Origin of the sequence: Exiguobacterium sp. s59 (assembly GCF_018617475.1) — a bacterium.
In the GTDB taxonomy this organism is placed as follows: domain Bacteria; phylum Bacillota; class Bacilli; order Exiguobacteriales; family Exiguobacteriaceae; genus Exiguobacterium; species Exiguobacterium aestuarii.
In genome coordinates, this window is the sequence record NZ_JACSKG010000002.1 from 148,317 (window position 1) to 173,863 (window position 25,547).

Genomic DNA, 25,547 nt, shown 5'->3' on the forward strand with positions numbered 1-25,547 from the left:
TCATGCCAAGGCAAGAGGTCATTCGAAAACAATGAACTCTTATCTCTCAGCGATAGCTGCAAGAATTAGCACCGTGCCATTTCTGGTCGGTTGCTGCGACATCATCGGGCTTGTCCCTCCGTCTGCTCTTGATAAGAATAGTTGTGAAGTTGTGAAATTTAATTGAATTTTTACATAGAATCGCTCACTCGTCAATTCCTTTTTTTGAGAAAAAAAGTTTGAAAATAATGTTTCTATATATGCGTGTCAAAAATAGGGAGTCGACCGAAAATAGAGGATTGACAACTAGCGTCTCGAGTCCGTAATATTCGTCTCAACACGTCAAACACAATTAAATCATTTACTCTTATCGCGAGTTGGCAGAGGGAATTGGCCCTAAGACGCCGCAGCAACCGACCATTTGGCACGGTGCTACATCCACCAGACATATGTCTGAAAGATGAGAGGAACAACCAATTTGGGTGTGCCTCTTTCTCGCGGAGAAAGGGGCTTTTTTCATGTATATGCACAGGAAAGGGGAAAGCATCATGGCTTATAAGGCGTTTACAGAACAGAGTGTCGTCGACCATGTTCGACAGTTGGGGTTACTAGAAGAGGGGATCGCAGAATGTGAGGAAATCGGAGATGGAAATTTAAATCTCGTCTTTCGCGTTCGCCAAGGCGATACGTCATTGATTGTGAAACAGGCGTTACCATACGCAAAAGTCGTTGGAGAGAGCTGGCCGCTCACGCTTGATCGGTCTTGGATTGAACAGCTGGCCCTTCGTGAGTTTTACAAAGTCGTTCCACAGTTCGTACCGGGTGTCCTCGGGAGCGACCGTGAACTCGCTTATACGATTTTGGAAGATTTATCAGCTTTTGAGATTGTCCGCACCGGCTTTCTAAAAGGCGAGAGCTATCCGAATTTAGCGCGTCACGTCGGTACATTCCTCGGTGAAACGTTGTTTGCGACGTCTGACTATGCGAACGGTCCACTCGTCAAGAAACAAATCGAAAAGGAGTATTATAATCCAGAACTGTGCGATATCACGGAGAAACTCATCTTTACCGACCCGTATCGCGATGCAGAATCGAATCAGATTGAATCTGCCATTCGTACAGATGTTGAAAAATTATGGTCAGATCTCGCCCTGAAGATTGAAGTGGCCAAATTGAAGGTCGGGTTCGTGACGAAACATGAAGCGTTATTACATGGAGATTTACATACAGGAAGTATTTTTGCGACGCGTCAAGAAACGAAAATCATCGATCCTGAGTTTGCGTTTTATGGTCCGTTCGGCTTTGATATCGGTCAAATCATTGCTCATTTAGTGTTCTCGACGTATGCGCATCCGTTGAAACGGTTCGAACGCTTCACAGAAGTGCTCACCGTCTGGGAGACGTTTGAAAAAACGTTCCGCACACGCTTCACACAGGCGGTCGAACCGTTCAACACAGTAGGATTCGTGGACGAACTGTTGCCGTCGATTTTGAGTGATGCGATTGGTTACGCAGGCTGTGAACTGATTCGTCGAACGATTGGTCTTGCTGGGGTCGCTGACTTAGAAACACTACCAGACGACCTTCGCATCGAACGGAAACGCCACTCCTTAGAACTCGGCACGCGCCTCATCAAACAGCGCCATCAGATTCAATCGATTGACCAGTTGATTCCAGTCCTGTCGGAGGTGCGAGTATGAGTGTGCAAAGTATTCATTTCGATGCCGACACTGAAATCTTGACGATTTTAGATCAGACACAGTTGCCGCAAGAAGAGCGCTATATTGAAGTGTTGACGCTCGAACAGGCCGAACATGCGATCAAGTCGCTTCAAGTTCGAGGAGCACCGGCCATCGCCTATTTCGGGGCGTTCGTCCTCGCAAAAGAAGCATCACGTCTGCAAGATAATCCATATTTTCACCGCCAATTGGACCAAGTCGGGCAACGATTGATTGCGACCAGACCGACGGCGGTCAACTTACAGCACGTCATCGAATCACTCCTACGATTGAACGTAGGGGAGGACTTTGAACAGATCGCAAAAGCAATTAAAGAGCGTGCGATTGAAATTTATGAACAAGACGTGGCGACGTATCGCACGATTGGTGAGCATGCGCTCACCGTGTTACCCGCCGGTGGCAATGTATTGACGATTTGTAACGCCGGTGCCATTGCGACGTCACGTTATGGTACTGCGCTTGCCCCATTCTATGTCGGAAAAGAGCGTGGCATCCCGTTTCGGGTGTTCGCATCGGAAACCCGTCCACTGCTTCAAGGGGCACGGTTGACCGTATGGGAACTCGACCGGGCAGACATCGATGTCACGTTGATCACCGACAATATGGCGGCGTGGACGATTCAGACGAAACAAGTCGATGCCATCATCGTCGGGGCGGACCGCATCACACGTACCGGTCATACAGCCAATAAAATCGGGACACTCCAGCTCGCAATTTTGGCGAAACACTACGGCATCCCGTTCTATGTCGCCGCCCCGCATTCGACGTTCGATTTAGAGGCAGATGACACGATTCAAATCGAGGAACGGGACGCGCATGAAGTGACCCATATCGGGGGACATCCGACGGCACTCGTCGGCATCACAGTCTTCAACCCGGCGTTTGATGTGACCCCACCAGAACTCATCACTGGTCTCATCACGGAGACAGGTGTGCTCGAACCGACCGAGTCGGTCATTGTACAACACGTAGGAGGAAACGCATATGTCTAAAAAACTCATCTTCTTCCTGTTGACCGTCATCCTGGCGCTCGCCGGATGCACGAATGAACAGGCGCAACCGAAGACGACAGCGAGTCAAACGGAAACGAAAACGAAACCGGTCAGCGTATCTAACGGGACGCTTCCAAAAGACCTAGAAGTCGCCCTCGTCATGCAGATGTCGATTGGGACGTTCTCTTCGCAGTATATCGAAGGGGTGACCGAGCAAGTCGAAGCATTCGGTGGCAACGTGAAAGTGTATAACGCTGATAATGATTTGTCGAAGATGGCAAGTTACGTCGATACGGCGACGACGCAAGGGGTCGATGTGATCTTGATTGACCACGGACGTGCCGATGCTTTGAAAGAACCCGTTCAGCGTGCACTCGATAAAGGCATCAAAGTCGTCGCATTCGATAATGATTTAACGAATGAAGGGGTGACGGTCATCGACCAAGATGATTATTCCCTCGCTTGGCGCTCCCTTAAAGCACTTGCTGAAGATTTGGACGGCGAAGGGAACATCGTCACGATTTGGGTCGGTGGGTTCACCCCGATGGAACGTCGTCATACGATTTATGACGCGTTCTTGAAACGTTACCCGGGCATACAAGAAGTTGCGAAATTTGGTTCGGCGACGAACAATACGGCGCTCGATACACAAAGTCAGATGGAGGCGATTTTGAAGAAGTATCCGGAAGGGGAAATTGATGCGGTGTTTGCGATGTGGGATGAGTTCGCCAAAGGAGCGAGCCGTGCCATCAAGCAGGCAGGACGTGACGAGATTGCCGTTTACGGGATTGACTTGAGTGACGAAGACTTACAGCTCATGCAAGAAGATGGGAGTCCGTGGGGCGTGACGGCCGCTACAGATCCTGCTGAAATTGGTCGCATACAAGTCCGTTACGCTTATCAAAAAGTGGTCGGGGAAGAAACACCTTCGATTCACTCAGTTGATCCGTATTTAGTGGATCGTGACGTCTTACCGGATGAGCCTGTCACGATGAATGACCTCGGACAGTATGTTCCAGGTTGGGGTGAGTCGAATGCGGCATGGTCGGACTGGATGAAGGAGACGGACTGATGATTCGCTTGGAACGAATCACGAAACAGTACGGTGAGGTGATCGTACTTGATCAGCTGTCGTTCAGCCTGAAATCAGGAGATATCCACGGACTCCTCGGTCTGAACGGGGCGGGTAAGAGTACACTTATCAAACTGCTGAACGGAACGGTCGAACCGACGTCTGGGGAATTGTCGATTGATGGGAAAACTGTCCGACTTACACCGGCAGAAGCGATTCGTCACGGAATCATCACGGTATCGCAAGAAGTGGACGATGCGCTTTATTTGGATTTGCCTGTATATGAAAATGTACTTCCATGGCAGACAGTGAAGCGGGTTCGTCCACAATTTTTGAAGGAGCGAGCGAAACGTGTGCTGTCTCGGGTGGGGCTAGACATTAACGCCACTCTTCCGGCAGGTCACTTTCCGCTCAGTGTCAAACAGCGCCTGTTGATTGCTCGGGCACTTGAGAGCAATGCCAAGTACTTATTACTCGATGAACCGACCGCGGCCTTATCGGAAACAGATGCCGATTCCCTGCTCGAGTTACTTCGGACGCTTGCGGCAGAAGGAGTGGGGATTGTGTTGGTCACGCATCGGTCAGACGAACTCACGCGTGTCACGTCGACCACTACGTTTCTTCGGGATGGACGCGTTGTATATGAAGGACCATTTCAACAGCTTTCCACGGAAGCGGTTCAAACCTTTTTGAGTGGGACGACATTTGAGGAAGGTCTGGAAAAAGCGATCCCTGAGAAGGAGATTCGCTTGTCCGCACAGTTGACACTTCCAGCGTTCCAGACGAGTCTCACTGTTGAAGCATATCGCGGGGAAGTGCTCGGGATTGGAGGATTGACGGGGAGCGGGAAGACGGAACTGATGGAAGCATTGTTCGGTCTTTCTGGGCTTCGCCAATCGATCACGGTTGACGGGGCCGCACACGTCATCCAGCGACCGACAGATGCCGTACGCGCAGGATTTGCACTCGTTCCAGAGGAGAGACGTCATCACGGATTATTTCTCGATGAGTCGATTGAACGGAATGTGATTGCTGTCGCAGGAACGACAAGTGGTGTTTCAGACGTATTGGCATCGCTTCGTGTTCGTTATGCGAACGTGAGACAACCGGTCCGTGAGCTGAGTGGCGGAAACCAACAGAAGGTCGTTTTTAGTAAATGGTTACTCGATGATCGGGAGATTTATCTGCTCGACGAACCGACAAAAGGGATTGATATCGCTGCGAAACAGGACGTGTATGAGCGCGTCGTCGCACTCGCGAAACAAGGGAAGACCGTGTTGTTCACCTCAAGTGAGCGACATGAACTCGAACGGGTCGCCAATCGGATTCTTTGGCTCGACCGTGGACAAATTGTAGAGAAAGGAGGCGTGTAAGATGGCACAATTGGTGGTCAAGGAACGAAAACGAATTAGCGGACACATCGGGCAGTATGGAACATTACTCGCAATCCTTGGTTTGATTGCGGTCTTTACCGTGACGAACGATCAATTTCTGACGTATGCAAATTTTAGTGACATCATCAAATCGGTTTCGATTGTCTCGTTACTTGCCCTCGGCGTCACGTTCTCGCTCATCGTGGGAGGCTTCGACTTATCGGTCGGATCGACGGCGAGTCTTGCGACAATCGGGGCAGCGGCGAGCCTCGTCCTTCATCGACAAGAGCTTCTCGTCGCATTGCTCATTCCGATTGCCCTCGGAATTCTCGTCGGGCTGTTGAACGCGCTCGTCACAATCAAGTTTCGATTGCCAGATTTACTGGCAACACTCGCCATCATGTACGTCATTAACGGGATTCAATTGACGTATACGAAAGGGTTCTCGATTTATGATAATATGCCGATCGAAGGAGGGACGGCGCCAGGACGCTTCATCCCATCGTTCCTCTTCATTGGACAAGGGACGGTTGGTCCGATTCCGTTCGTCGCCCTGCTCATGCTAGTGTTCTTCATCGGGGCTCATCTGTTTTTGACCTACACACGGACAGGACGAGAGTTCTATTATGTCGGGTCGAACGCAGAAGCGGCCCGTCGCTCGGGGATTGACGTGAATCGTATCAAGTTGTACGCCTACGTGCTCAGTGGGTTGTTCGCGGCAATCGGCGGCATCATTCTCGCATCGCGAATCGGGACGGGGCAAGTCTCAGCTGGGGCGCCGCTTTTGATGGACGCCGTCGCGGCAGCCTATATCGGCTATGCCGTCTTTGGTACGGGGCGCCCGAACGTCATCGGGACATTGATTGGGGCTATTTTGATTGGAATCCTCTTGAACGGACTGACGATGTGGGACGTTCCATATTATGCGCAAGACATCGTCAAAGGGACGATTTTGATTGGAGCACTCGGTCTGTCGTATATTCAAAAGAAACAGCTGACCTAACAAACCCCCCGGACATTAAGCGTTCGGGGGTTCGTTCTGTTCACGTGTCATCGAAAGAAAGGGATACACCCCGCCATTCGTCTCCTGCATGAACGTTTTCTGTGGAATAAAACCGAGCGACTCGTATAATCGAATGGCCCGTTTGTTGAACGTGGCGACGGCCAATTGAATCGTACAAGGTTTATATGTCACCTCTATCCAATCTAGAATCGATGTGAGAAATCGGTTGCCATTCCCGTTTCCTGTCAGATCAGGGCGCATCCCTAGACCGATGGAAATGGTGTCCGTTGATTCGAACTGCAATGTGACGAAGCCGATCAGTTCATCGTCATCAAGGATGGCGAACGTCGTCTCTCCCCGTTCATCCGCATCTAAAAATAAGGCGAGGTCTTCCTCGTCGGCGTCCATATTGTAAAATGCATAGTTGCCTTCATAGCGCCATTCGAAGGCAATCAGTTCGGCTTGCTCTTGTGTGAGTGGATGAAACGTATGGCTCATAAAAATTCCTCGTCTCTGATCGAAGTGGTCGTGCTACACTCAAATCGTATCATGAAAACAAAGGGAGGGAACGTGATGGCAGTCAAGTTGGATATGGTCGGCATCGTCGTGAAAGATATGAAGCGCTCACTCGATTTTTATAGGGTGCTCGGGTTTGAGATTCCGGAAGTGATGAATGGGGAAGCACATGTGGAAATCGATGAGGGGGGCGTGCGTCTCGCGTTTGATACGGTGGAAGTGGCTGAATCGGTATACGGGGAATGGAAACAGGCAGACGGGCATCGGATTGAGCTCGCCTTCTTATGTGAGAGCCGTGAGTCGCTTGATCGATTATATGACACGGTTCTCGAAAAAGGATATGCGTCACACAAAGCCCCATGGGATGCGTTCTGGGGTCAACGTTACGCCATCCTGTACGATGCCGATGGGAATTTAATCAGTTTATTTGCTTCATAAAAATAATCCCGGGCCATGTGGCTCGGGATTATTGATTGTCGTGGCACTCTCCCCATGAACAAAGGGCATTCATGGCGGGTTGCAGTCCGAGGGCGTCTTCGGTCAATGAATATTCGACGTGCAGGTGCTTCTCGGTCGAGTAGTCGACACGGCGAACCATGCCGAGTTGCTCGAGCTCGCGCAATTGGTCGGTCAACACTTTTCGGCTGACGTCAGGAATCGCCCGTTGAATATCAGAAAAACGGAGCGGTCCATCTTGAAGCGTGCAGTACACTTGGGGGCGCCATTTGCCGCCGATAATCTCAAGTGCGCGGTTGACGGGGAACGATGTGGTCATGTTCAAGGAGCCTCACTTTCGGGTAGTTACTTCAATGTGCGTACTTTTTTTCTTGCTTCAATGACAGTATCTTATCGTTATCCGCTAAATTGAGCAAACAAAAAGGAGTAGATGAAACATGACATATCCAAGAACATTTTCACACATCGGTCTTTCTGTACCGAGCGTAACCGAGGCCGTTAAATTTTATGAGGACGTGATGGGGTGGTATACCATCATGACACCATCAGACGTCGTCGAGGATGATTCGCCAATCGGCGTGATGTGTACCGACGTCTTCGGACCAGGCTGGGGTAAATTCCGCATCGCCCATATGTCAACGGGAGATGGAATCGGGATCGAGTTGTTCGAATTCCCGAACAACGAGACACCAGAAGACAACTTTGAGTTTTGGAAGACAGGCATCTTCCACTATTGTGTACAAGACCCTGACATCGAAGGACTCGTCGAGAAGATTGTCGCTCACGGCGGCAAACAACGGATGCCGATTCGCGAATACTACCCAGGCGAGAAACCGTATCGCATGGTGTACTGCGAAGACCCATTCGGTAACCTCGTCGAAATTTACTCACATTCATACGAACTCACATATTCGGAAGGAGCTTACTAAACATGAAAGCATGGCTACTCGACCAACCCGGTCTAGATCATCTGCATATTGGAGAAATCGAGCGTCCGACACCTGGAACCGGAGAACTGTTGATTCGTGTCGAAGCGGTCGCCTTGAACCCGGTCGACTATAAAGTCGGCTCAAACGGAAACCCGAATTGGTCATATCCACATATTCTCGGTGTCGACCTCGTTGGAGAAGTCGTTGAGGTCGGTTCGAGTATCGCCAACATCATTACGGGGTCACGTGTAGCCGTGCATACGAATCTTTCGAAATATGGAGGATTCGCCGAGTATACGGTCGTCGATGCCCGGGCGTGTGCAGTCGTCCCACAAGGTGTAAGTGACGAGGCAGCTGCCTCGATCCTGTGCGCGGGAATGACAGCGTATGAAGCGGTCATGCAGAAGTTGAACACGCGGGATAAAGAAACGATTCTTGTGCACGCCGGTGCGGGCGGTGTCGGCGGTTTTGCGATTCAGCTCGCGAAGCGCCTCGGTCTGAAGGTGTTCACGACGGCATCTCCTGAAAACTTTGAGTGGGTAGAGTCACTCGGGGCGGACGTGGCGATTGATTATAACGTCGAAGATGTGACTTCACGGATCATGGAAGAGACGGATGGACGTGGTGTCGACTTGATTTTGAATACGGTCGGTCGCGACGTCGCGACGGCAGACCTCGATCGTCTCGCGTTCAGCGGACACCTCGCCTATATCGCCGGTCCACCAGATATGACGAACATGAAAGGCTTCACTCTTTCGCCTTCGATTCACGAGGTGGCGCTCGGGGCGGCGCATGCGAGCGAGGACGAACATGCGATTCGCAACTTGGCATATATGGCCGAAGAGTTGATGAATTTGCTCGATGCGGGTGAACTGAACGATCTCGTGACAGAAGTGTTGTCGTTCGACCAATTGAAAGAAGGTCTCGAAAAACTACAAACGCGAAAAGTGCGCGGTAAACTCATCGTCCGCATTCGCGACTGAAAAGACGGCTCCCTGTTATACTGACAGGGAGTTTATTTGTTGAGGAGGGGAAAGGATGGAACGATTGGCAGACACATATCGTCAGACAGATGTTCAGTTGAGCGGTCACGGGAAACGGGAAGTCGGGGTGTTGAAACGCGCGTTTGAACAGGTGCGTGAAGATGAGCCGAGTGACCAGTATGGACAGGGGAAAACGATTCGCCAGTTCGAAGAGAAAATGGTGCACATTCTCGGGAAAGAATCGGCGGTATTCTTCCCGAGCGGAACGATGGCACAACAGATTGCCTTACGCATTTGGTGTGATGAAACAGGGAAGAAGACGGTCGCATATCATCCGCTCTGTCATCTCGAGATTCACGAACAGGATGGCTTGAAAGAATTACATCACATCGAACCGATCTTAGTCGGGGACGAAAACCGATTGATGACACTCGAAGAGATTCAAGCGTTATCGGACATCGCATGTCTGTTGCTCGAACTGCCGCAGCGAGAAATCGGCGGGGAATTGCCGACGTTCGAGGAACTTGTGGCGATTAGCGAACACTGTCGTGACAAAGGGATTCATCTACATTTGGATGGTGCGCGACTGTTCGAATCGCTTCCGTATTATGAGAAAGAAGCGTCTGAGATTTGTGCGCTCTTCGATAGCGTGTACGTCTCATTCTATAAAGGAATCGGTGGCATTGCCGGTGCTATCCTTGCTGGACCGAAGGCATTTTGTGAGACGTCGAAAGTATGGAAACGACGCTACGGTGGTGACTTGATCAGCCTATATCCATACATCCTTTCTTCGGATTATTACTATGAGTTGCGGAAAGAGAAGATGACCGAGTATCGAGACGAGGCCGTCCGATTGGCAGCGCGCTTCAATGAACTCGATGGCGTGTGGACGACACCACACATCCCGGTCACGAATATGTTCCATCTTCACTTCCGTGGGGCAAAGGAGGAAGTAGGTGAGCAGATTGCAGGAATCCAAGAAAAAACGGGGATTGGTATCACCGGTTATCTCGTTGAAAAGGAAGGGTACTGTTCCACAGAAATCAGTATCGGGGACACGTTTGAACGAATGACGCAAGAACAGCTTGATCGATTGTTTCGGCAGTTCGGGTAAACAACAAAATGCACCCTTCCTATTTCGGGAAGGGTGCATTTTTTTTTACGGGCTAACAATCGCTTCAAGACGATCGAGCTGAGAGGTGAACCCTTCGACAGCGCCCATGTCGACGACTTGTTGGAGAGCCTCTTCATTCGGGAATTCGGAGCGGCTAATGAATAACGTGCCTTCTGATGTATCGAGAAATTCATTCGTAATCGTCATGACAGGCAAGTCCGGGTTGACGTGTCCGTCCGCATCCGAGAACGCATCCGTATAGACGATTCGGGAGTATGGATCGATGTCGATAAAGGTCGATTTTCCCCATGACTCCATACCGTAAAAGTCACCTTGATCTTTGTCGACACAAGTCATGCAATAATGCCAAATCCCATCTGGTTTGAAGTCGAAGCTGTATACTTTCGTCTCCCATCCAGACGGTCCCCACCATTTTTCTAAATGTGCGGGTGTCGAGAATGCTTCAAATACAAGTTGACGTGATGCCTTGAACAGACGTTCCATGATCAATGTCGTGCCCTCTACATGTGATTTGACCATACTCATGATCCATTCTCCTCTCGTTGTGACTCCGCTAAAAACGTCTCCAATCGATCGAGTCGCTCTGTTTCCCGAGCCATATAGGTCCGCCAAGCATCCAACGGTTCGAGTGCTTGAGACTTGAGTGCGTAGCGTCTTCGATTGGCATCAATGGTTACCGTGACGAGACCTGCGTCGTATAGAATTCGCAAATGCTTCGATGTCTGCGGTTGACTAATCCCAAGCTGATTTGCCATCATTCCGACCGTCCACTCTTGTTTCCGTAACAATTCGATCATCCGCAACCGGTTCGGGTCGGCTAACGCTTGAAACAAAGAAGCCAATCTCTCTTCCATTTTTTCGTCACCGTCCTCTTATTTTGAATATTCCCAATTAGGAATATTCCGAAACAGGAATACTCAATATTTAAACAATAAATCAAGTAGTATCTCACCAATCGATCGTTCTTTTCCCTCATAGGGGAACGCATGGATATGAATGGCGGGATTAAAATTCAGTTCGATGATGCCGTATTCAATATGCTCATCATTAAGAGATGGAATCATCATATCGACACCACAGATGGTTGCCCCGACTGACTTAGCGGCATCGACAGCAATGCGTTTATAGACGTTAGGAATTTGGTCTGTGTAGTCGATACTGTCGCCACCTGTACTGATATTAGAGTTTTCGCGCAAGAAGACACGCTCACCGACAGCGGGGATACTGTCAGGTGTCATATCTTGTGCACGTAAAAAGGAAATGACGATGTCATCGATTTCAATTTTCTCGAGTGGTGTCTTGTATCCTTTTCCGCGTAACGGGTCTTCATTTTTTGTCGCAACGAGTTGACGAATGGAAGAGGTGCCATCTCCAGTAACGTTCGCCGGAACACGATGGAGGATACCCGCGACTTCCTCTCCGATGACGAGGAAGCGATACTCTTTTCCAGGTAAGAATGTCTCTAGTAAAACGACATCGTCAAACGTTTTCGCATACTGAAATGCAGAGAGTGCTTCCTCATACGTCGCTCCGTCTTTAAAAATGTGAATACCGACTCCGAAGTTTGTGGACTTTGGTTTTAAGACGATGGGTTGTTTTGAAAATGAATGCCATGCCTGAGATAAATCTGATTCATCTTGAAGTTCTACCCCTTCAGGGACACGAATGCCGTGTTCGGCGAGTACAAACTTCGTCACCGTTTTATTCTCCATCATTAAGACGGAAACATAATTGTCTTTTGATGTTTTCGTTGCCTGTTTGACGTATTCTTCGTGTTTGCCGTTTCGAATCCGAATGAACTGGTCGGAACGATCGATGACGTCGACACGATAACCACGTTTAATTGCGGATTTCATTAAGATTTGAGTAGACAGTTCCAGGTCGGCATAACCGTGGATGCGAAAACGATTTGCATAGGCGTCCTCATAAAAATGTTCTGCTTGGGCTAGGGACCATGCGTGATAGCCTGTCTCGGTCATAATCGTCTTTAATCGGGAAGCGTACGTCCGGTCCACGTGATCAATTTTTTCGCGTACAGCGGGAAAGACATCTTCGAAGCCGAGGCCATGGTGTGTGTTGAACGCATCGATGGCATCGAAAAGTTCTGTTGCGTACGTGTGTAAAGGTATGGCGTGACCATCTCGAGTCAATATGCTTGTAGGAGACATGCCTTCTTTGGCGACACGTTGTTGATTATTGTACGCTTCAGCTTGCCAATCGAAATAAGGTGTCTCCTCAGTAAAGGTCAAGTACAGCAAAAACAGATGAAGGAACCGTAAATCCGAACGCGCAATTCCGGTCTTTTCAAACGGATTCAAATCAATATTGCGAATTTCGATATAATCGATGCCGTGTGCTTCGAGTTGATTTAAATCGTTACCACCTTTCGATGTTTTCAATCGGATGGGTGAGTAGAGTTCGTTCGGATTGGCAATCTCGCCTTTGGCAATGAACCGTCTTACGTCGTCTATATAACTTGAGAGTGTCGCATAATTTGGATAAAGCGGTTCAACATTCGTATACCCACAGTCGCTATTCCGATATGACAATGCTTGTTTATTTGAAAAGGTATCTTCGTGGAGCGCTTGCATCTGACTGACACATTGTTCTTCATAACTCACATGAACGGCTGGTGTAGCACCGAACAAATAGACGATGAGCCAACGCATCCGTAAATATTGACGAATCAACTTTAAGTAAAGCTGATCTTTGAAGTGTCGATATTGTTCAGGAGACCCTTCGTACAGTGCGGATAACATCTCATCGGAAAACGAAAAATTGAAATGAATCCCGGAAATGAGTTGTTTTTTCGCCCCATACTTGTGGAGCAAATGCTCCCGGTAACGGCTAGCTTCGAGTCCAGTCACACCAAAATCAGCGAGTGGAATCGTGCCACCTTCCGGCAATGCGCATGGCATCGATTGTGGCCACAGGCGTTCGTCGCCTATGTTTAGCGCCGTGATGTCGTATAGCGTTTCTAAAAAGTGATGTGCTTCCTCGATTGTCGGAAATGTCGGGGTGATGAGCTCGATTTGACTTTCCGAGAAGTCAGTCGTGATATATGGATGTGTCGCTTTATGACCGAGTGCTTTTGGATGCTTCGTAACAGCGAGTGTGCCGTCTGACGTGACCCGTAACATTTCTCGCTCGATGGCAAATTTTCCACTCGTGATGAGCTGGTGGGGTAGTTGATTAAACTGCTTCTGCAAGGGAAATCACTTCCTTTTTCGTTAATCGGACAAAGAGGGCGGAGACAAGTCCTTTCGTGATACTTGAAATGGCGATACTCCACCAGATGGCATCGATTCCGAGATAAGGCTCAAGAACAAATGCGAGCGGGATACGGGCCACTGTGAAAATAATCGAGATGGTCGCAGGGATTTTCGGTAATCCGAGTCCTGAGAAGTATCCGTTTCCGATCATTTCAATCGATGAGAAGACGAGCGAAATGCCGATAATTCGTAAGTAACTCGCCCCAATCTCGATGGTTCGAATGTCATCGACGAATAGAGCAATGAGCAAATCCGGAACGATTAAAAATACCAACATGATGAATCCCGTATAGATCATCCCGAGTCGGGTCGTTACGCGGTAACCTTCATACACACGATCTACTTTTCGTGCCCCGAGGTTTTGTCCGGTATAGCTAGCCATTGCTCCGTTCAAGCCACCAATCATCATGTAGGCAATCGACTCGATTTGGAGTCCGATGCGCTGTGCCGCAATCGCTTCTGTCCCATACGAACCGATCATGCGGGCAAGAAAAATACTGATTACCGTGAACAAAATACGTTGGGTTGCCATCGGAAAACCAAGACGAAACACCTCTACATAATCAGCTCGAGTCGGCTGAACGACTTCATCCCAACTGAACAATGTACGAGCGCGGTGCCAAAACAATCCGAACATGATGACGTTGGCGACAAGTGTCGCAAGAGCAGCCCCAATCACACCGAGTTGGAATGGATAAATGAAGATCGGGGAGAGAATCATGTTGAGGATGACGCCTGTCGCATTGATTCGCATCGCCGTTGTCGTATTACCATATGCACTGAATAGACGAGCAAACAACAGATTAAAGAAAGAGAAGATGAGCATCGGCGCGCTGACGAATAAATATTCGTACGCAAGCTGCTCCACGTCGGAGGCGCCCATATTCAAAAAGCCGATGAAGGTATGACCGAACAAAATCAGCAATGTGATGTACGAAAGACCGAGTGTTAGATTCAGACGCCTGCCGGCCCGGACATAGCGCTGAACCAGATCGAGGTCACGTCTCCCGACAGCTTGTGATACTTTGATGCCGGCGCCAACGACAATCAACGATTGAATCGCCTGGCCGAGCATGATATAAAAACTGGCCGCACCGATACTTGCCACAGCATCGCTCCCGAGCGCGCCGACCCAAAACATGTCGACGAGACTATACGTAAACTGTAATAATGAGCTACCGACGAGCGGAAGGGCGAGAGCCAGAATGACACGTTGCACGTTTCCAATCGTTAAATCGACAGTTTTCACGAAGCAAGACTCCTTACATTCTTTATATAACCATTTAGTTATATATAAGCACGGTGTAATAGAATTGGCAATCATGATGTCCGAATCGATGAAAAATGGACACAAAAAAAAGGAATTCGTGATGAATTCCTTAATGTTGATAGCCGCGAATCCAGGTCGTCATATAGACGAGTGTCGCGATGATGAGCGTTGAGGCGAGTGCATAAATTGGATAGGCGGGGAGTGTATCTTCAAACAACGGATAGAACATAAACGATCCCATGAAAATAGGAACGGAAATGCCGAACGAGACGTATGCAGCTTTTGTCGCTTTCGCTGTGATGATTTGTTCACGCTCATCGACCTCACTGAACTCGGTCATCCGGACAGACCATTGGGCAAAGCTCAACTGTTTATTCGGGCGGGTGTTAAACGAATAGACTGTCCAAACAATTCCAAAAACAATGAGTAATAGCAGTGGAAGTAGATTAAATTCAACTAAGAATCGGTCAGACTCGATGACGGTCTTCGAAACATCAGACAAAAACGAGCTGAATAGAAAAGCCATCAGGACATACAAGATGATACTGGAAATTGACTGAACGACGACGTGTTTCATTTTGTTTCCTCCTCGATTGTAAATATAGATTCGACCGGTTCCTCGAACACGCGTGCGATGTGCATCGCCAGCATGAGTGATGGTGTGTAGCTGCCTTTCTCGAGCGAGATGATCGTCTGTCTCGTCACACCGACCTGTTCGGCAAGGTCGCCTTGGGTTAACTGGTGCCGGGCACGCAGTTCTTTCACGCGGTTGACTAATGGCATCATGCCACCTCATTTCTAGTTTCTACCACCATTGTAAAACAAACTTTACATAATGTAAAGAAGACTTTACTTATTTAGAGATGATACAATAACGATATAGTCGAAAGGGGAGATGGATGGTGAAGGTGATTAGTGGACAACATCACGTGTCAGCGATGACCGGGGATGCCAAGAAGAACTTACGATTCTACACGGAAGTACTAGGGATGCGGCTCGTCAAAAAGACGGTAAACCAGGATGACCCATCGATGTATCACTTGTTCTATGCAGACGAGACGGGGACACCCGGAACCGATTTGACGTTCTTTGAGTTACCGTTTCTCGGACAGACGTATCGAGGGTCGAACAGTATCTCCCGGACATCGCTCAAGGTGCCGGATGGGGCGCTCACGTACTGGCAAGAGCGTTTTGACACGTTCAATGTATCTTACGGAGAAATCGAGTCGGTTTTAGGAAGGGCAACTCTTTCGTTCGAAGACCATGAGGGGCAACGTCTCTGTCTTGTGGAAGGTGGGAGTGGGACACCTTGGAAAAAAGGTCCTGTGCCAACAGATGTCGGTATCTTCGGTCTCGGATTCAGTGAGTGGACGGTACGACGGATCGAAAAGACGGCACGGGTATTGACTGAAATACTTGGCTATCGATATGTGACGACGTTTGAACGTGATAGTCATGACGTGCGCGTCTTTGAAACGGGAGAAGGTGGAGTAGCGACAGAGATTCATCTCGTCGATCGACCGGATTTACCATCGGAACGACCAGGGCGGGGAAGTGTGCATCATGTGGCGATTCGAGTGGAAGATACAGACGATATGGCGAAGTGGATTGAGAAACTTGACGAGCATGGGATCAGTCACTCTGGTCTTATTGACCGCTATTATTTCCAGTCGATTTATTTCCGTGAACCGAGTGGAATCTTAGTGGAACTGGCAACAGATGAACCGGGATTCGCGACGGATGAATCTATTGAGACGCTCGGAGAACGCTTGGCATTGCCACCGTTTCTAGAGCCGAGACGAGCAGACATCGAAGCAAAGCTAAAGCCACTGTAACCAAAAACCGACGGACTTTTCAGTCCGTCGGTTTTTGTATGCCCAATAGCATGGCGAGTTCGTTCGTTCGATTTGCGACGAGGTCCGCGATCGTGTAACGATCGAGCACATGAAAGAACGCCAACATCGCCTCGTTCAACACACTGCGTAAGTCACAGGCCGGCGCGATCACGCATCGGCCTTCCCCAAAGCACTCTACGAGCTCAAGCGGTTCCATCGACCGAACGACCTCGCCTACGTTGATGTCTTCCATCGGGCGCGCGAGACGGAATCCACCGCCGCGACCACGCACCGACTCCAAGTAGCCATGTTTGCCAAGTTCGTAGACGACTTTCATGACATGGTTTTTGGAGATGTTATATTGATCCGCCACTTCTTGAATCGTGACGAGCCGATGTGAAAACGTGGCGCTATACATTAACGTCCGTAGTGCGTAGTCACACGTTTGCGTAAGTCTCATCCATCATCACCTCTCGTTTCATTGTACAAGACAATCTCTAAAAGTGCGATTCGTGTAAATGTGAAAGGGTGATGACAGAAATGAGTCGGAATCGTGAAATCTGTTTTAAAGAAGTATTTCATATATTGCTTTAAAGTGATTAGACTCACATAATGAACGTGTACGAAACAAAAGGGGGATAAACATATGTTAGATCAACAAACGATTGAAATTGTAAAAGCGACAGCACCCGTTTTAAAAGAACATGGTGTGACAATCACGAAGCACTTTTATGAACGAATGTTTGAACAAAATCCAGAAGTTCGTCACTTCTTCAACCATACGAACCAAAAACGAGGACGTCAGCCAGAGGCACTCGCGAACGCGGTTTATGCGGCAGCGCTTCATATCGACCGGCTCGAAGCGATTCTTCCAGCCATTCAACCGGCACTCCATAAACATAAGAGTTTGAATATTCGTCCCGAACACTATCCGATCGTCGGTGAAAACTTGCTCGGGGCGATTCAAGATGTCCTCGGGGAAGACGCGACACCAGACATCATCGATGCCTGGGCAAAAGCGTATGGCGTGATTGCCGACGTCTTCATCTCACTTGAGAAACAGATGTATGATGACGCACCGTGGGTCGGATTTAAATCGTTTGTCATCGAAGAAGTCATTGAAGACACACCGGAAGTGAAGCGATTCCGTCTCGTCGCAAAAGATAAGGTCGTCGGTACAGCCATTCCAGGACAATACGTCTCGGTTCAGGCGCGAATCGCTGGTGAGGACATCGTGCACCACCGGCAATATAGTGTCATCGACACAACAGAAGACGGCTACTGGATCGCACCTAAAAAAGAGGGACTTGTCTCAAACTGGCTTCATGAACAGGCGGTCGGTACAGAAATCCCGGTGAGCGCACCAGCAGGCGAATTCATCCTTGAAGCGTCTGATCGTCCGCTCACACTGATTGCTGGAGGAATCGGCATCACACCGCTCTTCAATATGGCGAAGACGGCACTCGAACAAGGGCGCTCGGTCACATTGTTGCACGCGGTTCGCAGCACAACACTCCGTCCGCTCGGAGACGAACTTGATGAACTTGTGGATCAAGGGCTTCACCTCATCACACACGTGGATGACGAATCGGGTTGTATGAGTGCGACGCAACTTGAGGCACTCGATGTCGAAGGTCATGATGTCTATACGTGCGGACCGAACGCGATGATGGAGACGGTCGTACGCGTCATTCCTCAGGCACGATATGAATTTTTCGGACCGTCTGGAGTTCTCACGACCAACTAAAAAAGACGACTGGAAAAAGTCGTCTTGATGCACAACATAGGTTATTCTGTGAGTTCACTTGAATGTATGACTTGTTTGTTGGCATCCAAAGTTTCAAGATACCACGCGCCATCGGACCGTTTGGTTGTTTCAATGACGTATGTCATCGCATACCCTTCGTTCTCGGGATCGTTGACGAGAAAGTCTTTTGAGACATCGTCGCCGTTCAAACGTAAATAAACGACATCTTCCGGGCGCTCTTTTAGATGGACGGCGATATATTCGGTTTCTCCGTCTTCAAGCACAACAAAATCGAACGGTTCGTCCGATGTCACTTGTTTAGTGACAGACCCTAGGTACCCTGTCGTGACATCAATCTCGGCTAGACCGATGACGGAGCGATCTTCATTTGTGTAAAAAGATAGAATGGACTGTTCCATGTTATGAATCTCAAAATTGTACCAGTCGTTCATCGTGATGTAGCGGTTCAATTCTTTTTGGGCGTTTTCGTATGAGTTGCCGGCCTGAATATTAGTGTACGTGTACAGTCCGACACCGACTGCGATGGCCACGACGATGAGACCGGAGACGATTGTGAGTAGTCCGATTCGCTTGGACATGATTTTTCCTCCTGTCTTTTATAAACATAGACACCCCATGCCTCGTGTGAGTGCATGGGGTGTTTTGATTAGTACGTCAAACTCGCGGCGACGATGATCCCGACGACGAGTGATGCGGCGAACAAGCTGAAACCGATGGCCATGTTGCCGTTCTCGACTTCTTTTTCTAAGTTCACGCCAGGCGTGAGGATGTATTCAAACGTCCAGAACGCCAATACTTGGGCGGCGATGCCGACGAGTCCCCAGATGAACGCATCGAGCAAGTTGACGCTGTTCGCCCAAACCGTGTAGATGACGATGGCGAGTCCGAGCGCTTTCCCCCAAAGTTTCAACGCGACGGCCATGTTGCCTTCTTTGATTAACTTGCGTTCCGAATATTTTGTCGTCAGTGCGAAGATGATGAGTCCCGCGAGAATGAGACCGAATCCTGTCCCGAGGTGGGCGAGGAAGCTTAAGATTGAATCGAGTGTGATGAATGTCATGAGTTCGTCTCCTTTTGTGTAGGTGTGCCAGTGGCTAAGTAATAAGATTGGTTGTTCGTGATCATGCTACCGGCGCGAACGCCGAGTGCGGACGAGTGTCCATTCAGACAAAAACATCCGATCATATAATGTGTCTCGATCCGACCTTTGACGGTCATCGTCATCCGTGTCGGAAGTTCAATGAACTGTTGGTACACAGCCGTCTCTTCCGCATACGTTTGTAGTGCTTCGCGATGAAACGGTTGACCGTCTTTCGTGTACAAGATGACGGAGTCACCTTCACGTCCGAACGCCGGCTTTTTCACATAGTCCGCTTCACCGAGAAACGGTGTGTCTTCTAAGTAAGTCGGTAAAAAATATGTTCCGATGATGTCACGCTCGGCTTCATCGAACAGTGTCTCGGTCTCATACAATTCCCAAATCAGGGCCTGTACGCCTTTCGATTGCATGAGAAAAGCAGAGAGCGGGTTGAGCAGTGACACATGTTTTTGTAGGTTCAGTTCGAGTAACCGAATGCCGATCAAATCCCCGTCTGCTGCGCGGTCGTCCACGAGATGCTCAATCGGATACGTTTGACGATATAGGATGTCGATTCGCTCACCGGATGGCGTGTAAACGCCGTCTTCGTCGACGAGTAAAGCGTGCAACGGTACGAATTCAGACGGTAAGTCAAGCGTTTCTTGTAAGAAGCGCGCCGTCCACTTGTCTTCGATATTGTCATCATGTGCCGTAAAGACAATCTTTGGAGTACCTTCTCGAGAAAGTCGTTGCCACGCGGCGACGATAGCTTTCCGCAGCTCGGTTTTCAGTTGGGCGGTGGCTTCCCTGTTCGGGTCGAGGAGACCAAACTCAGAAGCGACCACACCGTTCACGTCAAACAGCTCTTTAATAAAGGTCGGCGTATCTGCATTGAACTCCATCAACTTGAGTTGACCGTCTTTCATGATCCAGTCGTAACGACCGATGATCGTCTCCTGTGGCATCGTCTTCTCCCGTAAGAACGGCAGGCTCGCCTCGGGATAACCAAGCAGTCGGAGCGTCTCGTCAGGTAGCGTGCGTAACAATTGATTCATCTTCCGGAAAATCGAGTCAACCGCCTCGGTCGCCTCTCGGACAGAGGCAACCTGCGAGGCGGTCATCTCGAAACAATCGTATAAGGCATATTCTTCATCGTTTAAATCGGGCCAAAAATAAGGGATTTGACTGTAAAGTTCGTCACGCGTCATCCGCCGAATCCACCTTTAGAGCCACTGCCGAGTCCAGATTTTGATGATCCTGAATTTGAGCCGTTCGATACGGCGCCAGTCGCACCACCGTTGGCTTTATATGTCTTATATGACGAAGAACTCTTCAATGCGTTTTTTGAGCGGAACAGGCTTCCGAGTAAGAAGTAACTGCCGTAGTGCGGAGAACGGTCGTCATCGCAATAATACGACTCGGTCTCGTCATCCCAGTCCCAATCGTCACATTCGTAACCGGTCGGCTCTTCCGGGAGCGCCGCTTCTTCATATTCATCCCCACCGCAAGCAGCAAGGGAAGTCGTCAATACCGCGACGGAGAGTCCGCTTAAAATTTTCTTGCTTGTCTTCATGTTGATTCCTCCAATTCATAACCCGTCGGTGTGACGTAGATGACATACACACCACGATCTTCATCTGTTTCTGCTGAATCGCGTTCATATTCTTTGCCGGCGACATACAAGTACTGGCTCCCGAGCATGGCAAGCGCATCGAGGTGGCGGTCGACGTAATAGGCTTCGAGCAATGGGTTGTCAAATCGGTCATCGAGTGTGCGGATTTCGACTTTGATTTCGCTCGTTTCGTGCTTGTCCATCGGTCCCTCTGTATAGCGATCGACATAGATTAAAAAGTACTGATCGCCTTCTAGGGCAGACGAGCGCTGTTTGTATGTCATGCCGTCTTTGACGAAAAACTCACATTCGCGACGGGCCAACACTTCATCTAATCCGAGAGACGTGTAATGGTATAGTGGTTCGAACGATAATTCATTTTTATAGAGACGATACTCTAAGACGATTGAGTTCATATGTCAGTCCTTCCTTTTTTCTTTTTATACGGAATCACCATCAAAATGGTTTCGTGAATCTTTTTGTGGATACGTTTAGTATATAAGAGAGAAGGAGGGGGAAACAGTGCATATCTTATTTCGTTTATGGAAAGGGTTAGCGAAATTATCATTTTTGAATGTCATCTTAGCTTCGATTGGCATCATTATCCTAGGAACCGTGCTCGGTTACTGGTTAGAGCCAGAAACATTCGGGTCATTGTTTGATTCGTTCTGGTGGACGATGACGACATTGACGACCGTCGGATATGGAGATTTTTATCCGTCCTCCGTGGCAGGGCGATGGCTCGGGATTTTCTTATTCCTATTCGGGATTGGGATTATCGGGGCGTTGATTGGAAAATTGGTTGAAATCGGTGCGACGTTTCAACGGTTAAAACGGGAGGGAAGACTAGTGTATCGTGGAGAGGGACATTATGTGTATATCGGGTGGTCCCCGAAGACGAGAAAGGCAATCGATGAAGTGCTCAACTATGAACCGAAAGCAGAGATCGTCCTCATTGACCAGTTAATCGAGGAGCCGTACGTGCATGATCAAGTTCACTTCGTATCAGGAGATGCTTCAGATGAAGCGGTATTGTTGCAGGCGAACGTCTTGAAGGCACGACGCGTCGCCATTTTCGCGGATGCGCGCATCACGGAGACGTTACTCGCCGATGGGAAATCACTCTTGATCGCGTCAGCGGTCGAGGCGCTATCTTCTGAGCATCAGGTGGACTTGCATACAGTCGTTGAAGTGTGTGAAGAGCGGAACATCTCGAAATTCAAACACGTCCGGGTCGACGACTTTATTTTAGCGAACGACTCGGTCTCGCTCTTGATGGCGAAAGCGACGTTACAACCAGGAACGACGGCGATTTTCCGTCAATTGTTAAGCAAACAGTCGGGTGGGAACATTCAAGCCTTGAAACCAAAGGCCGAGTGGCAAAATGTTCGACAAGCGAACACGGCTTTACTTGAATCAGGGGTGACGCTCATCGCGGTCAATGACCGATTGGATGTGGCGACGATGCTCGATTTGCCGCTACAGGATTCAGACATGCTTTACGTCGTCTGTCACGACGATGTATTTGAACGATTATCGTAAGGAGTGAAACCATGCATAACGGAACGTTTATCCGAAAGATGACACGCATGCAAAACGTGCAACGATGGGACGAGTATGCCCCACATTATCATGACAACGCAGCGAGTCATAGCTTTCGTGTCGCGGTCTTCAGCTTGATCGCGGCTTATGTGGAGAAAGAGAACGGACGTGAAGTCGACTTGCTCGATTTGCTCGGGAAAGCTATTTTCCACGACATGAATGAAGTGCAGACCGGTCCAATCATGCACCGGACGAAAAAAGAACCGACCTTGATTGGGCACATCGAACGTATGGAGCGGACAGCAAGTCTCGGTCTTGTCGAACTGCTATCGCAATCGTTACGTCCTCACTTCCACCGTTTTGTTGTCGAGGCGGAAGATGATTCGTTCGAAGGGCGAATCGTGGACGGAATCGATTCATTCGATGCGATGCTGTTCGTGCGACGGGAAGTCGCACATGGCTCTCCGCATTTCGATGACAAACTAGAAGAGATGAAAGCCGCGCTTCGTCATCACCCGATTGATTCGGTCCGTTGGCTGTTCGATCAGGTTGAGGCAGAGACCGATGTGTTACGCTTCATCGAGAACGTCATGCGGATGGACAGTGTCCGGCGCTGGAAAGGTCGCTTCAATACGATTGATGACAACGATGCGATTCATGGTTTTCGGGCTGCCGCGCTCGGCATGTTCAGTGGACTCCTGGAGCGTGAAAAGTATAGTGTTGATGTCGATGTTGCCGAGCTTGTCGCTCGATTACTCTGTCACGACTTAGTCGAAGGCGTCACCGGGGACGTGCTCGGACCTGTCAAACATTCGACGAAAGAGACAGGGGCCGCATTTGAGGCATACGAGCGATCAGAGAGTGAACGTCTTCTCGGGTTGTTGCCGGCATATATGCAGCCGGCGTTCCGTCGATATATGGCTGATTCGAAAGATGATACGTATGAAGGGATGCTCGTCGACATGATGGATAAGCTTGATGCGCTCATCAAGATGAACATGGAGCGCAAGATGAACGGGGCTGAGTATGAGGTCACGTATCGCGAGCAACTCCGTAAAGTCCAGATGCGTTATGAGAACCCGAGTATGATCTTCTTCCTCGCCTATATTTTGCATGACCTGGATTACGTGACAAGTTAATGAATAGGCGGATGGCACAAGCCATCCGTCTTTGTTTCGTTCGACTGAACTATTCAAATGAAAAATAGTTAGGGAGAGAGAACTGTTTTTAGCTGTCTATCTATGCAACAAAATCAAAATCCTTCACAATGATTAATGCAAGCGCTTTCATTAATCGAATGAGGAGGAATGAATGATGTTGAAGAAACGACAAGGGATTGCTGTCTTAGCTGGAGTGACATCGATTGCACTGCTTTCAGGGCAACCGGTCGCACAAGCAGCAACCCCACAAAACGGTACGATGATGCAATATTTTGAATGGTACGTCCCAAATGACGGACAGCATTGGAACCGTCTCTCGAATGATGCGCAACATTTGAAAGACATTGGGGTCTCCACCGTTTGGATTCCGCCGGCATATAAAGGGACGTCGCAAAATGACGTCGGGTACGGTGCCTACGATTTGTATGATTTAGGCGAGTTCAATCAAAAAGGGACGACGCGGACGAAGTACGGGACGAAAGTACAGCTACAGTCGGCGATTTCAAACTTACGCGGAAAAGGAATCGGCGTATATGGAGATGTCGTCATGAACCATAAGGGGGGAGCGGATTATACGGAATCGGTCCAAGCGGTCGAGGTCAATCCTTCCAATCGAAATCAGGAAACGTCTGGGGAATATTCGATTTCTGCCTGGACTGGATTTAATTTTGCGGGAAGGAACAATACATACTCGCCATTCAAATGGCGTTGGTATCATTTTGACGGGACCGACTGGGATCAGTCACGTAGTTTGAGCCGGATTTACAAATTTAGAAGTACAGGTAAAGCATGGGATAGTGAAGTATCTGGAGAGAATGGGAACTACGACTATTTGATGTACGCCGATATCGACTTCGAACATCCGGAAGTGCGACAAGAAATGAAAAACTGGGGGAAATGGTACGCGGATTCGCTCGGGCTTGATGGCTTCCGTCTCGATGCGGTGAAACATATCAACCACTCCTATCTAAAAGAATGGGTAACGAGTGTCCGTCAAGCAACAGGAAAAGAAATGTTCACGGTCGCCGAGTATTGGAAGAACGACCTCGGGGCCATCAATGATTACTTGGCGAAGACAGGCTATACCCACTCGGTATTCGATGTGCCACTTCACTACAACTTCCAAGCGGCAGGGAACGGTGGCGGTTATTATGACATGCGCAATATCTTAAAAGGGACAGTCGTCGAGCAGCATCCGACACTTGCCGTCACCATTGTCGACAACCATGATTCGCAACCGGGGCAGTCACTTGAGTCAACGGTCGCGAACTGGTTCAAACCGCTCGCCTATGCGACGATTATGACGCGTGGTCAAGGGTATCCAACACTATTCTATGGGGATTATTACGGGACGAAAGGGACGACAAACCGTGAAATCCCAAACATGTCAGGGTCGCTTCAACCGATTTTGAAAGCGCGTAAAGACTTCGCCTACGGTACGCAACATGACTATATTAACCATCAAGACGTCATCGGATGGACACGTGAAGGTGTGACAGACCGGGCGAAGTCAGGTCTTGCGACGATTTTGTCGGATGGACCGGGTGGGTCGAAATGGATGTATGTCGGGAAGCAGAATGCAGGAGAAGTGTGGAAAGACATGACCGGAAATAACGGGCGTCTCGTGACGATCAATGCGGACGGTTGGGGCGAGTTCTTCGTCAACGGCGGGTCGGTTTCCATCTATACGCAGCAATAAATCCATCAGACTTGTCTCACTAAAAATGAGACAAGTCTTTTTTCTGAATTTTCACCACATATTTTTTATACATGATATAATGACCTAGTGTTAATTCTTGATAGGGACGACTTTCCGATCCATGAATTCACATT

The 25,547-nt window shown here is 49.0% G+C and carries 28 protein-coding genes and 2 riboswitches; of the genes, 14 read left to right on the plus strand and 14 right to left on the minus strand.

What is annotated here, in order from left to right; translation table 11 throughout:
• Nucleotides 1-36: 36 nt before the first annotated feature.
• A riboswitch (SAM riboswitch) is annotated at nt 37-138 on the minus strand.
• A 205-nt stretch (nt 139-343) separates the two neighbouring features.
• Nucleotides 344-446, plus strand: a riboswitch (SAM riboswitch).
• A gap of 81 nt (nt 447-527) precedes the next feature.
• From mtnK to KNO91_RS04150, 5 genes are read left to right on the plus strand one after another with little or no spacing between them, the layout of a single operon-like run.
• Nucleotides 528-1,679: an S-methyl-5-thioribose kinase gene (mtnK, locus tag KNO91_RS04130; RefSeq protein ID WP_214816384.1), complete on the plus strand. Its 1,152-nt coding sequence runs from the start codon at nt 528-530 to the stop codon at nt 1,677-1,679.
• Nucleotides 1,676-2,710 (plus strand): S-methyl-5-thioribose-1-phosphate isomerase, encoded by a 1,035-nt coding sequence (gene mtnA / locus KNO91_RS04135; protein ID WP_214816387.1) that lies wholly within the window; start codon nt 1,676-1,678, stop codon nt 2,708-2,710. Before mtnK ends, mtnA begins: the two co-directional genes overlap by 4 nt.
• Complete coding sequence (locus KNO91_RS04140) at nt 2,703-3,782, plus strand: sugar ABC transporter substrate-binding protein (RefSeq protein ID WP_214816390.1); 1,080 nt, start codon at nt 2,703-2,705, stop codon at nt 3,780-3,782. The genes mtnA and KNO91_RS04140 overlap by 8 nt, the downstream gene beginning before the upstream one ends.
• Nucleotides 3,782-5,155: a sugar ABC transporter ATP-binding protein gene (locus tag KNO91_RS04145; RefSeq protein WP_214816393.1), complete on the plus strand. Its 1,374-nt coding sequence runs from the start codon at nt 3,782-3,784 to the stop codon at nt 5,153-5,155. The genes KNO91_RS04140 and KNO91_RS04145 overlap by 1 nt, the downstream gene beginning before the upstream one ends.
• A 1-nt stretch (nt 5,156) precedes the next feature.
• Nucleotides 5,157-6,158 (plus strand): ABC transporter permease, encoded by a 1,002-nt coding sequence (locus KNO91_RS04150; protein ID WP_214792710.1) that lies wholly within the window; start codon nt 5,157-5,159, stop codon nt 6,156-6,158.
• Between the two features lie 15 nt (nt 6,159-6,173).
• Here KNO91_RS04150 and KNO91_RS04155 read toward each other — a convergent pair whose 3' ends face one another.
• Nucleotides 6,174-6,656: a GNAT family N-acetyltransferase gene (locus KNO91_RS04155; RefSeq protein ID WP_214816396.1), complete on the minus strand. Its 483-nt coding sequence runs from the start codon at nt 6,654-6,656 to the stop codon at nt 6,174-6,176.
• A 75-nt stretch (nt 6,657-6,731) separates the two neighbouring features.
• On the opposite strand from KNO91_RS04155, the gene KNO91_RS04160 reads away from it, so the two are divergent.
• Nucleotides 6,732-7,112 carry a VOC family protein gene (locus KNO91_RS04160; protein ID WP_214792716.1) on the plus strand — a complete coding sequence of 127 codons (381 nt, stop codon included), beginning with the start codon at nt 6,732-6,734 and terminating at the stop codon, nt 7,110-7,112.
• 28 nt (nt 7,113-7,140) lie between these two features.
• On the opposite strand, the gene KNO91_RS04165 is transcribed toward KNO91_RS04160, so the two are convergent.
• A complete protein-coding gene (locus tag KNO91_RS04165) occupies nt 7,141-7,449 on the minus strand; it encodes a winged helix-turn-helix transcriptional regulator (RefSeq protein WP_026824988.1) in 309 nt (102 codons plus the stop codon).
• A gap of 118 nt (nt 7,450-7,567) precedes the next feature.
• Here KNO91_RS04165 and KNO91_RS04170 point away from each other — a divergent pair, with 118 nt between their 5' ends.
• The 3 genes from KNO91_RS04170 to KNO91_RS04180 are packed head-to-tail and all read left to right on the plus strand — an operon-like array spanning nt 7,568 to nt 10,156.
• The gene (locus KNO91_RS04170) at nt 7,568-8,059 is read left to right on the plus strand and encodes a lactoylglutathione lyase family protein (protein WP_012727473.1); all 492 of its coding nucleotides are present in this window, start codon (nt 7,568-7,570) and stop codon (nt 8,057-8,059) included.
• A 2-nt stretch (nt 8,060-8,061) separates the two neighbouring features.
• The gene (locus tag KNO91_RS04175; RefSeq protein ID WP_214816399.1) at nt 8,062-9,042 is read left to right on the plus strand and encodes a zinc-binding dehydrogenase; all 981 of its coding nucleotides are present in this window, start codon (nt 8,062-8,064) and stop codon (nt 9,040-9,042) included.
• Between the two features lie 55 nt (nt 9,043-9,097).
• Nucleotides 9,098-10,156 (plus strand): threonine aldolase family protein, encoded by a 1,059-nt coding sequence (locus KNO91_RS04180; protein ID WP_214816401.1) that lies wholly within the window; start codon nt 9,098-9,100, stop codon nt 10,154-10,156.
• Nucleotides 10,157-10,201: 45 nt separating this feature from the next.
• On the opposite strand, the gene KNO91_RS04185 is transcribed toward KNO91_RS04180, so the two are convergent.
• From KNO91_RS04185 to KNO91_RS04210, 6 genes are all read right to left on the minus strand, one after another.
• Complete coding sequence (locus KNO91_RS04185) at nt 10,202-10,702, minus strand: SRPBCC family protein (RefSeq protein WP_214792728.1); 501 nt, start codon at nt 10,700-10,702, stop codon at nt 10,202-10,204.
• Nucleotides 10,699-11,031 (minus strand): ArsR/SmtB family transcription factor, encoded by a 333-nt coding sequence (locus tag KNO91_RS04190; RefSeq protein WP_214792731.1) that lies wholly within the window; start codon nt 11,029-11,031, stop codon nt 10,699-10,701. Before KNO91_RS04190 ends, KNO91_RS04185 begins: the two co-directional genes overlap by 4 nt.
• A gap of 63 nt (nt 11,032-11,094) precedes the next feature.
• On the minus strand, nt 11,095-13,386 hold the full coding sequence (gene gshAB / locus KNO91_RS04195) for a bifunctional glutamate--cysteine ligase GshA/glutathione synthetase GshB (protein ID WP_214816404.1): 2,292 nt from the start codon (nt 13,384-13,386) through the stop codon (nt 11,095-11,097).
• Nucleotides 13,370-14,698 carry an MATE family efflux transporter gene (locus KNO91_RS04200; protein ID WP_214816407.1) on the minus strand — a complete coding sequence of 443 codons (1,329 nt, stop codon included), beginning with the start codon at nt 14,696-14,698 and terminating at the stop codon, nt 13,370-13,372. Before KNO91_RS04200 ends, gshAB begins: the two co-directional genes overlap by 17 nt.
• A 130-nt stretch (nt 14,699-14,828) precedes the next feature.
• Entirely contained in the window at nt 14,829-15,296 is a 468-nt protein-coding gene (locus tag KNO91_RS04205) for a hypothetical protein (RefSeq protein ID WP_214786127.1), read from the minus strand.
• Nucleotides 15,293-15,502 (minus strand): helix-turn-helix transcriptional regulator, encoded by a 210-nt coding sequence (locus KNO91_RS04210; RefSeq protein ID WP_214792743.1) that lies wholly within the window; start codon nt 15,500-15,502, stop codon nt 15,293-15,295. The genes KNO91_RS04205 and KNO91_RS04210 overlap by 4 nt, the downstream gene beginning before the upstream one ends.
• 116 nt (nt 15,503-15,618) lie before the next feature.
• On the opposite strand from KNO91_RS04210, the gene KNO91_RS04215 reads away from it, so the two are divergent.
• Nucleotides 15,619-16,554: a ring-cleaving dioxygenase gene (locus KNO91_RS04215; protein ID WP_251126541.1), complete on the plus strand. Its 936-nt coding sequence runs from the start codon at nt 15,619-15,621 to the stop codon at nt 16,552-16,554.
• 19 nt (nt 16,555-16,573) lie between these two features.
• Here KNO91_RS04215 and KNO91_RS04220 read toward each other — a convergent pair whose 3' ends face one another.
• The gene (locus KNO91_RS04220; RefSeq protein ID WP_214792746.1) at nt 16,574-17,014 is read right to left on the minus strand and encodes an RrF2 family transcriptional regulator; all 441 of its coding nucleotides are present in this window, start codon (nt 17,012-17,014) and stop codon (nt 16,574-16,576) included.
• A 186-nt stretch (nt 17,015-17,200) separates the two neighbouring features.
• On the opposite strand from KNO91_RS04220, the gene KNO91_RS04225 reads away from it, so the two are divergent.
• Nucleotides 17,201-18,301, plus strand: coding sequence for a globin domain-containing protein (locus KNO91_RS04225; protein WP_214816410.1), 1,101 nt, complete (start codon nt 17,201-17,203; stop codon nt 18,299-18,301).
• A 41-nt stretch (nt 18,302-18,342) separates the two neighbouring features.
• On the opposite strand, the gene KNO91_RS04230 is transcribed toward KNO91_RS04225, so the two are convergent.
• From KNO91_RS04230 to KNO91_RS04250, 5 genes are all read right to left on the minus strand, one after another.
• Nucleotides 18,343-18,900: a hypothetical protein gene (locus tag KNO91_RS04230; protein WP_214816413.1), complete on the minus strand. Its 558-nt coding sequence runs from the start codon at nt 18,898-18,900 to the stop codon at nt 18,343-18,345.
• 68 nt (nt 18,901-18,968) lie between these two features.
• Entirely contained in the window at nt 18,969-19,382 is a 414-nt protein-coding gene (locus KNO91_RS04235; protein WP_012727460.1) for a DUF350 domain-containing protein, read from the minus strand.
• The gene (locus KNO91_RS04240; RefSeq protein WP_214816416.1) at nt 19,379-20,608 is read right to left on the minus strand and encodes a glutathionylspermidine synthase family protein; all 1,230 of its coding nucleotides are present in this window, start codon (nt 20,606-20,608) and stop codon (nt 19,379-19,381) included. Before KNO91_RS04240 ends, KNO91_RS04235 begins: the two co-directional genes overlap by 4 nt.
• A complete protein-coding gene (locus KNO91_RS04245) occupies nt 20,605-20,973 on the minus strand; it encodes a hypothetical protein (protein ID WP_012727458.1) in 369 nt (122 codons plus the stop codon). Before KNO91_RS04245 ends, KNO91_RS04240 begins: the two co-directional genes overlap by 4 nt.
• The gene (locus tag KNO91_RS04250) at nt 20,970-21,428 is read right to left on the minus strand and encodes a hypothetical protein (RefSeq protein ID WP_214694705.1); all 459 of its coding nucleotides are present in this window, start codon (nt 21,426-21,428) and stop codon (nt 20,970-20,972) included. Before KNO91_RS04250 ends, KNO91_RS04245 begins: the two co-directional genes overlap by 4 nt.
• Nucleotides 21,429-21,534: 106 nt before the next feature.
• Here KNO91_RS04250 and KNO91_RS04255 point away from each other — a divergent pair, with 106 nt between their 5' ends.
• The 3 genes from KNO91_RS04255 to amyS all read left to right on the plus strand — a co-directional run bounded on the left by KNO91_RS04255 (nt 21,535) and on the right by amyS (nt 25,413).
• On the plus strand, nt 21,535-22,554 hold the full coding sequence (locus tag KNO91_RS04255) for an ion channel (RefSeq protein WP_214792762.1): 1,020 nt from the start codon (nt 21,535-21,537) through the stop codon (nt 22,552-22,554).
• A gap of 11 nt (nt 22,555-22,565) precedes the next feature.
• Nucleotides 22,566-23,693: a YfbR-like 5'-deoxynucleotidase gene (locus KNO91_RS04260; RefSeq protein ID WP_214816419.1), complete on the plus strand. Its 1,128-nt coding sequence runs from the start codon at nt 22,566-22,568 to the stop codon at nt 23,691-23,693.
• Between the two features lie 178 nt (nt 23,694-23,871).
• Entirely contained in the window at nt 23,872-25,413 is a 1,542-nt protein-coding gene (gene amyS / locus KNO91_RS04265) for an alpha-amylase (protein ID WP_371816641.1), read from the plus strand.
• The last annotated feature ends 134 nt before the right edge of the window (nt 25,414-25,547 follow it).

Coding starts and splice junctions, on each gene's coding strand:
- KNO91_RS04205 (WP_214786127.1), bottom strand. CDS start 15,296: ATGAAACACGTCGTCGTTCAGTCAATTTCCAGTATCATCTTGTATGTC.
- KNO91_RS04215 (WP_251126541.1), top strand. CDS start 15,619: ATGGTGAAGGTGATTAGTGGACAACATCACGTGTCAGCGATGACCGGG.
- KNO91_RS04145 (WP_214816393.1), top strand. CDS start 3,782: ATGATTCGCTTGGAACGAATCACGAAACAGTACGGTGAGGTGATCGTA.
- KNO91_RS04225 (WP_214816410.1), top strand. CDS start 17,201: ATGTTAGATCAACAAACGATTGAAATTGTAAAAGCGACAGCACCCGTT.
- mtnA (WP_214816387.1), top strand. CDS start 1,676: ATGAGTGTGCAAAGTATTCATTTCGATGCCGACACTGAAATCTTGACG.
- KNO91_RS04250 (WP_214694705.1), bottom strand. CDS start 21,428: ATGAACTCAATCGTCTTAGAGTATCGTCTCTATAAAAATGAATTATCG.
- KNO91_RS04175 (WP_214816399.1), top strand. CDS start 8,062: ATGAAAGCATGGCTACTCGACCAACCCGGTCTAGATCATCTGCATATT.
- KNO91_RS04240 (WP_214816416.1), bottom strand. CDS start 20,608: ATGACGCGTGACGAACTTTACAGTCAAATCCCTTATTTTTGGCCCGAT.
- KNO91_RS04210 (WP_214792743.1), bottom strand. CDS start 15,502: ATGCCATTAGTCAACCGCGTGAAAGAACTGCGTGCCCGGCACCAGTTA.
- KNO91_RS04140 (WP_214816390.1), top strand. CDS start 2,703: ATGTCTAAAAAACTCATCTTCTTCCTGTTGACCGTCATCCTGGCGCTC.
- KNO91_RS04185 (WP_214792728.1), bottom strand. CDS start 10,702: ATGAGTATGGTCAAATCACATGTAGAGGGCACGACATTGATCATGGAA.
- mtnK (WP_214816384.1), top strand. CDS start 528: ATGGCTTATAAGGCGTTTACAGAACAGAGTGTCGTCGACCATGTTCGA.
- KNO91_RS04150 (WP_214792710.1), top strand. CDS start 5,157: ATGGCACAATTGGTGGTCAAGGAACGAAAACGAATTAGCGGACACATC.
- KNO91_RS04180 (WP_214816401.1), top strand. CDS start 9,098: ATGGAACGATTGGCAGACACATATCGTCAGACAGATGTTCAGTTGAGC.
- KNO91_RS04190 (WP_214792731.1), bottom strand. CDS start 11,031: ATGGAAGAGAGATTGGCTTCTTTGTTTCAAGCGTTAGCCGACCCGAAC.
- KNO91_RS04165 (WP_026824988.1), bottom strand. CDS start 7,449: ATGACCACATCGTTCCCCGTCAACCGCGCACTTGAGATTATCGGCGGC.
- KNO91_RS04155 (WP_214816396.1), bottom strand. CDS start 6,656: ATGAGCCATACGTTTCATCCACTCACACAAGAGCAAGCCGAACTGATT.
- KNO91_RS04160 (WP_214792716.1), top strand. CDS start 6,732: ATGGCAGTCAAGTTGGATATGGTCGGCATCGTCGTGAAAGATATGAAG.
- KNO91_RS04235 (WP_012727460.1), bottom strand. CDS start 19,382: ATGACATTCATCACACTCGATTCAATCTTAAGCTTCCTCGCCCACCTC.
- KNO91_RS04245 (WP_012727458.1), bottom strand. CDS start 20,973: ATGAAGACAAGCAAGAAAATTTTAAGCGGACTCTCCGTCGCGGTATTG.
- KNO91_RS04170 (WP_012727473.1), top strand. CDS start 7,568: ATGACATATCCAAGAACATTTTCACACATCGGTCTTTCTGTACCGAGC.
- KNO91_RS04260 (WP_214816419.1), top strand. CDS start 22,566: ATGCATAACGGAACGTTTATCCGAAAGATGACACGCATGCAAAACGTG.
- KNO91_RS04230 (WP_214816413.1), bottom strand. CDS start 18,900: ATGTCCAAGCGAATCGGACTACTCACAATCGTCTCCGGTCTCATCGTC.
- KNO91_RS04220 (WP_214792746.1), bottom strand. CDS start 17,014: ATGAGACTTACGCAAACGTGTGACTACGCACTACGGACGTTAATGTAT.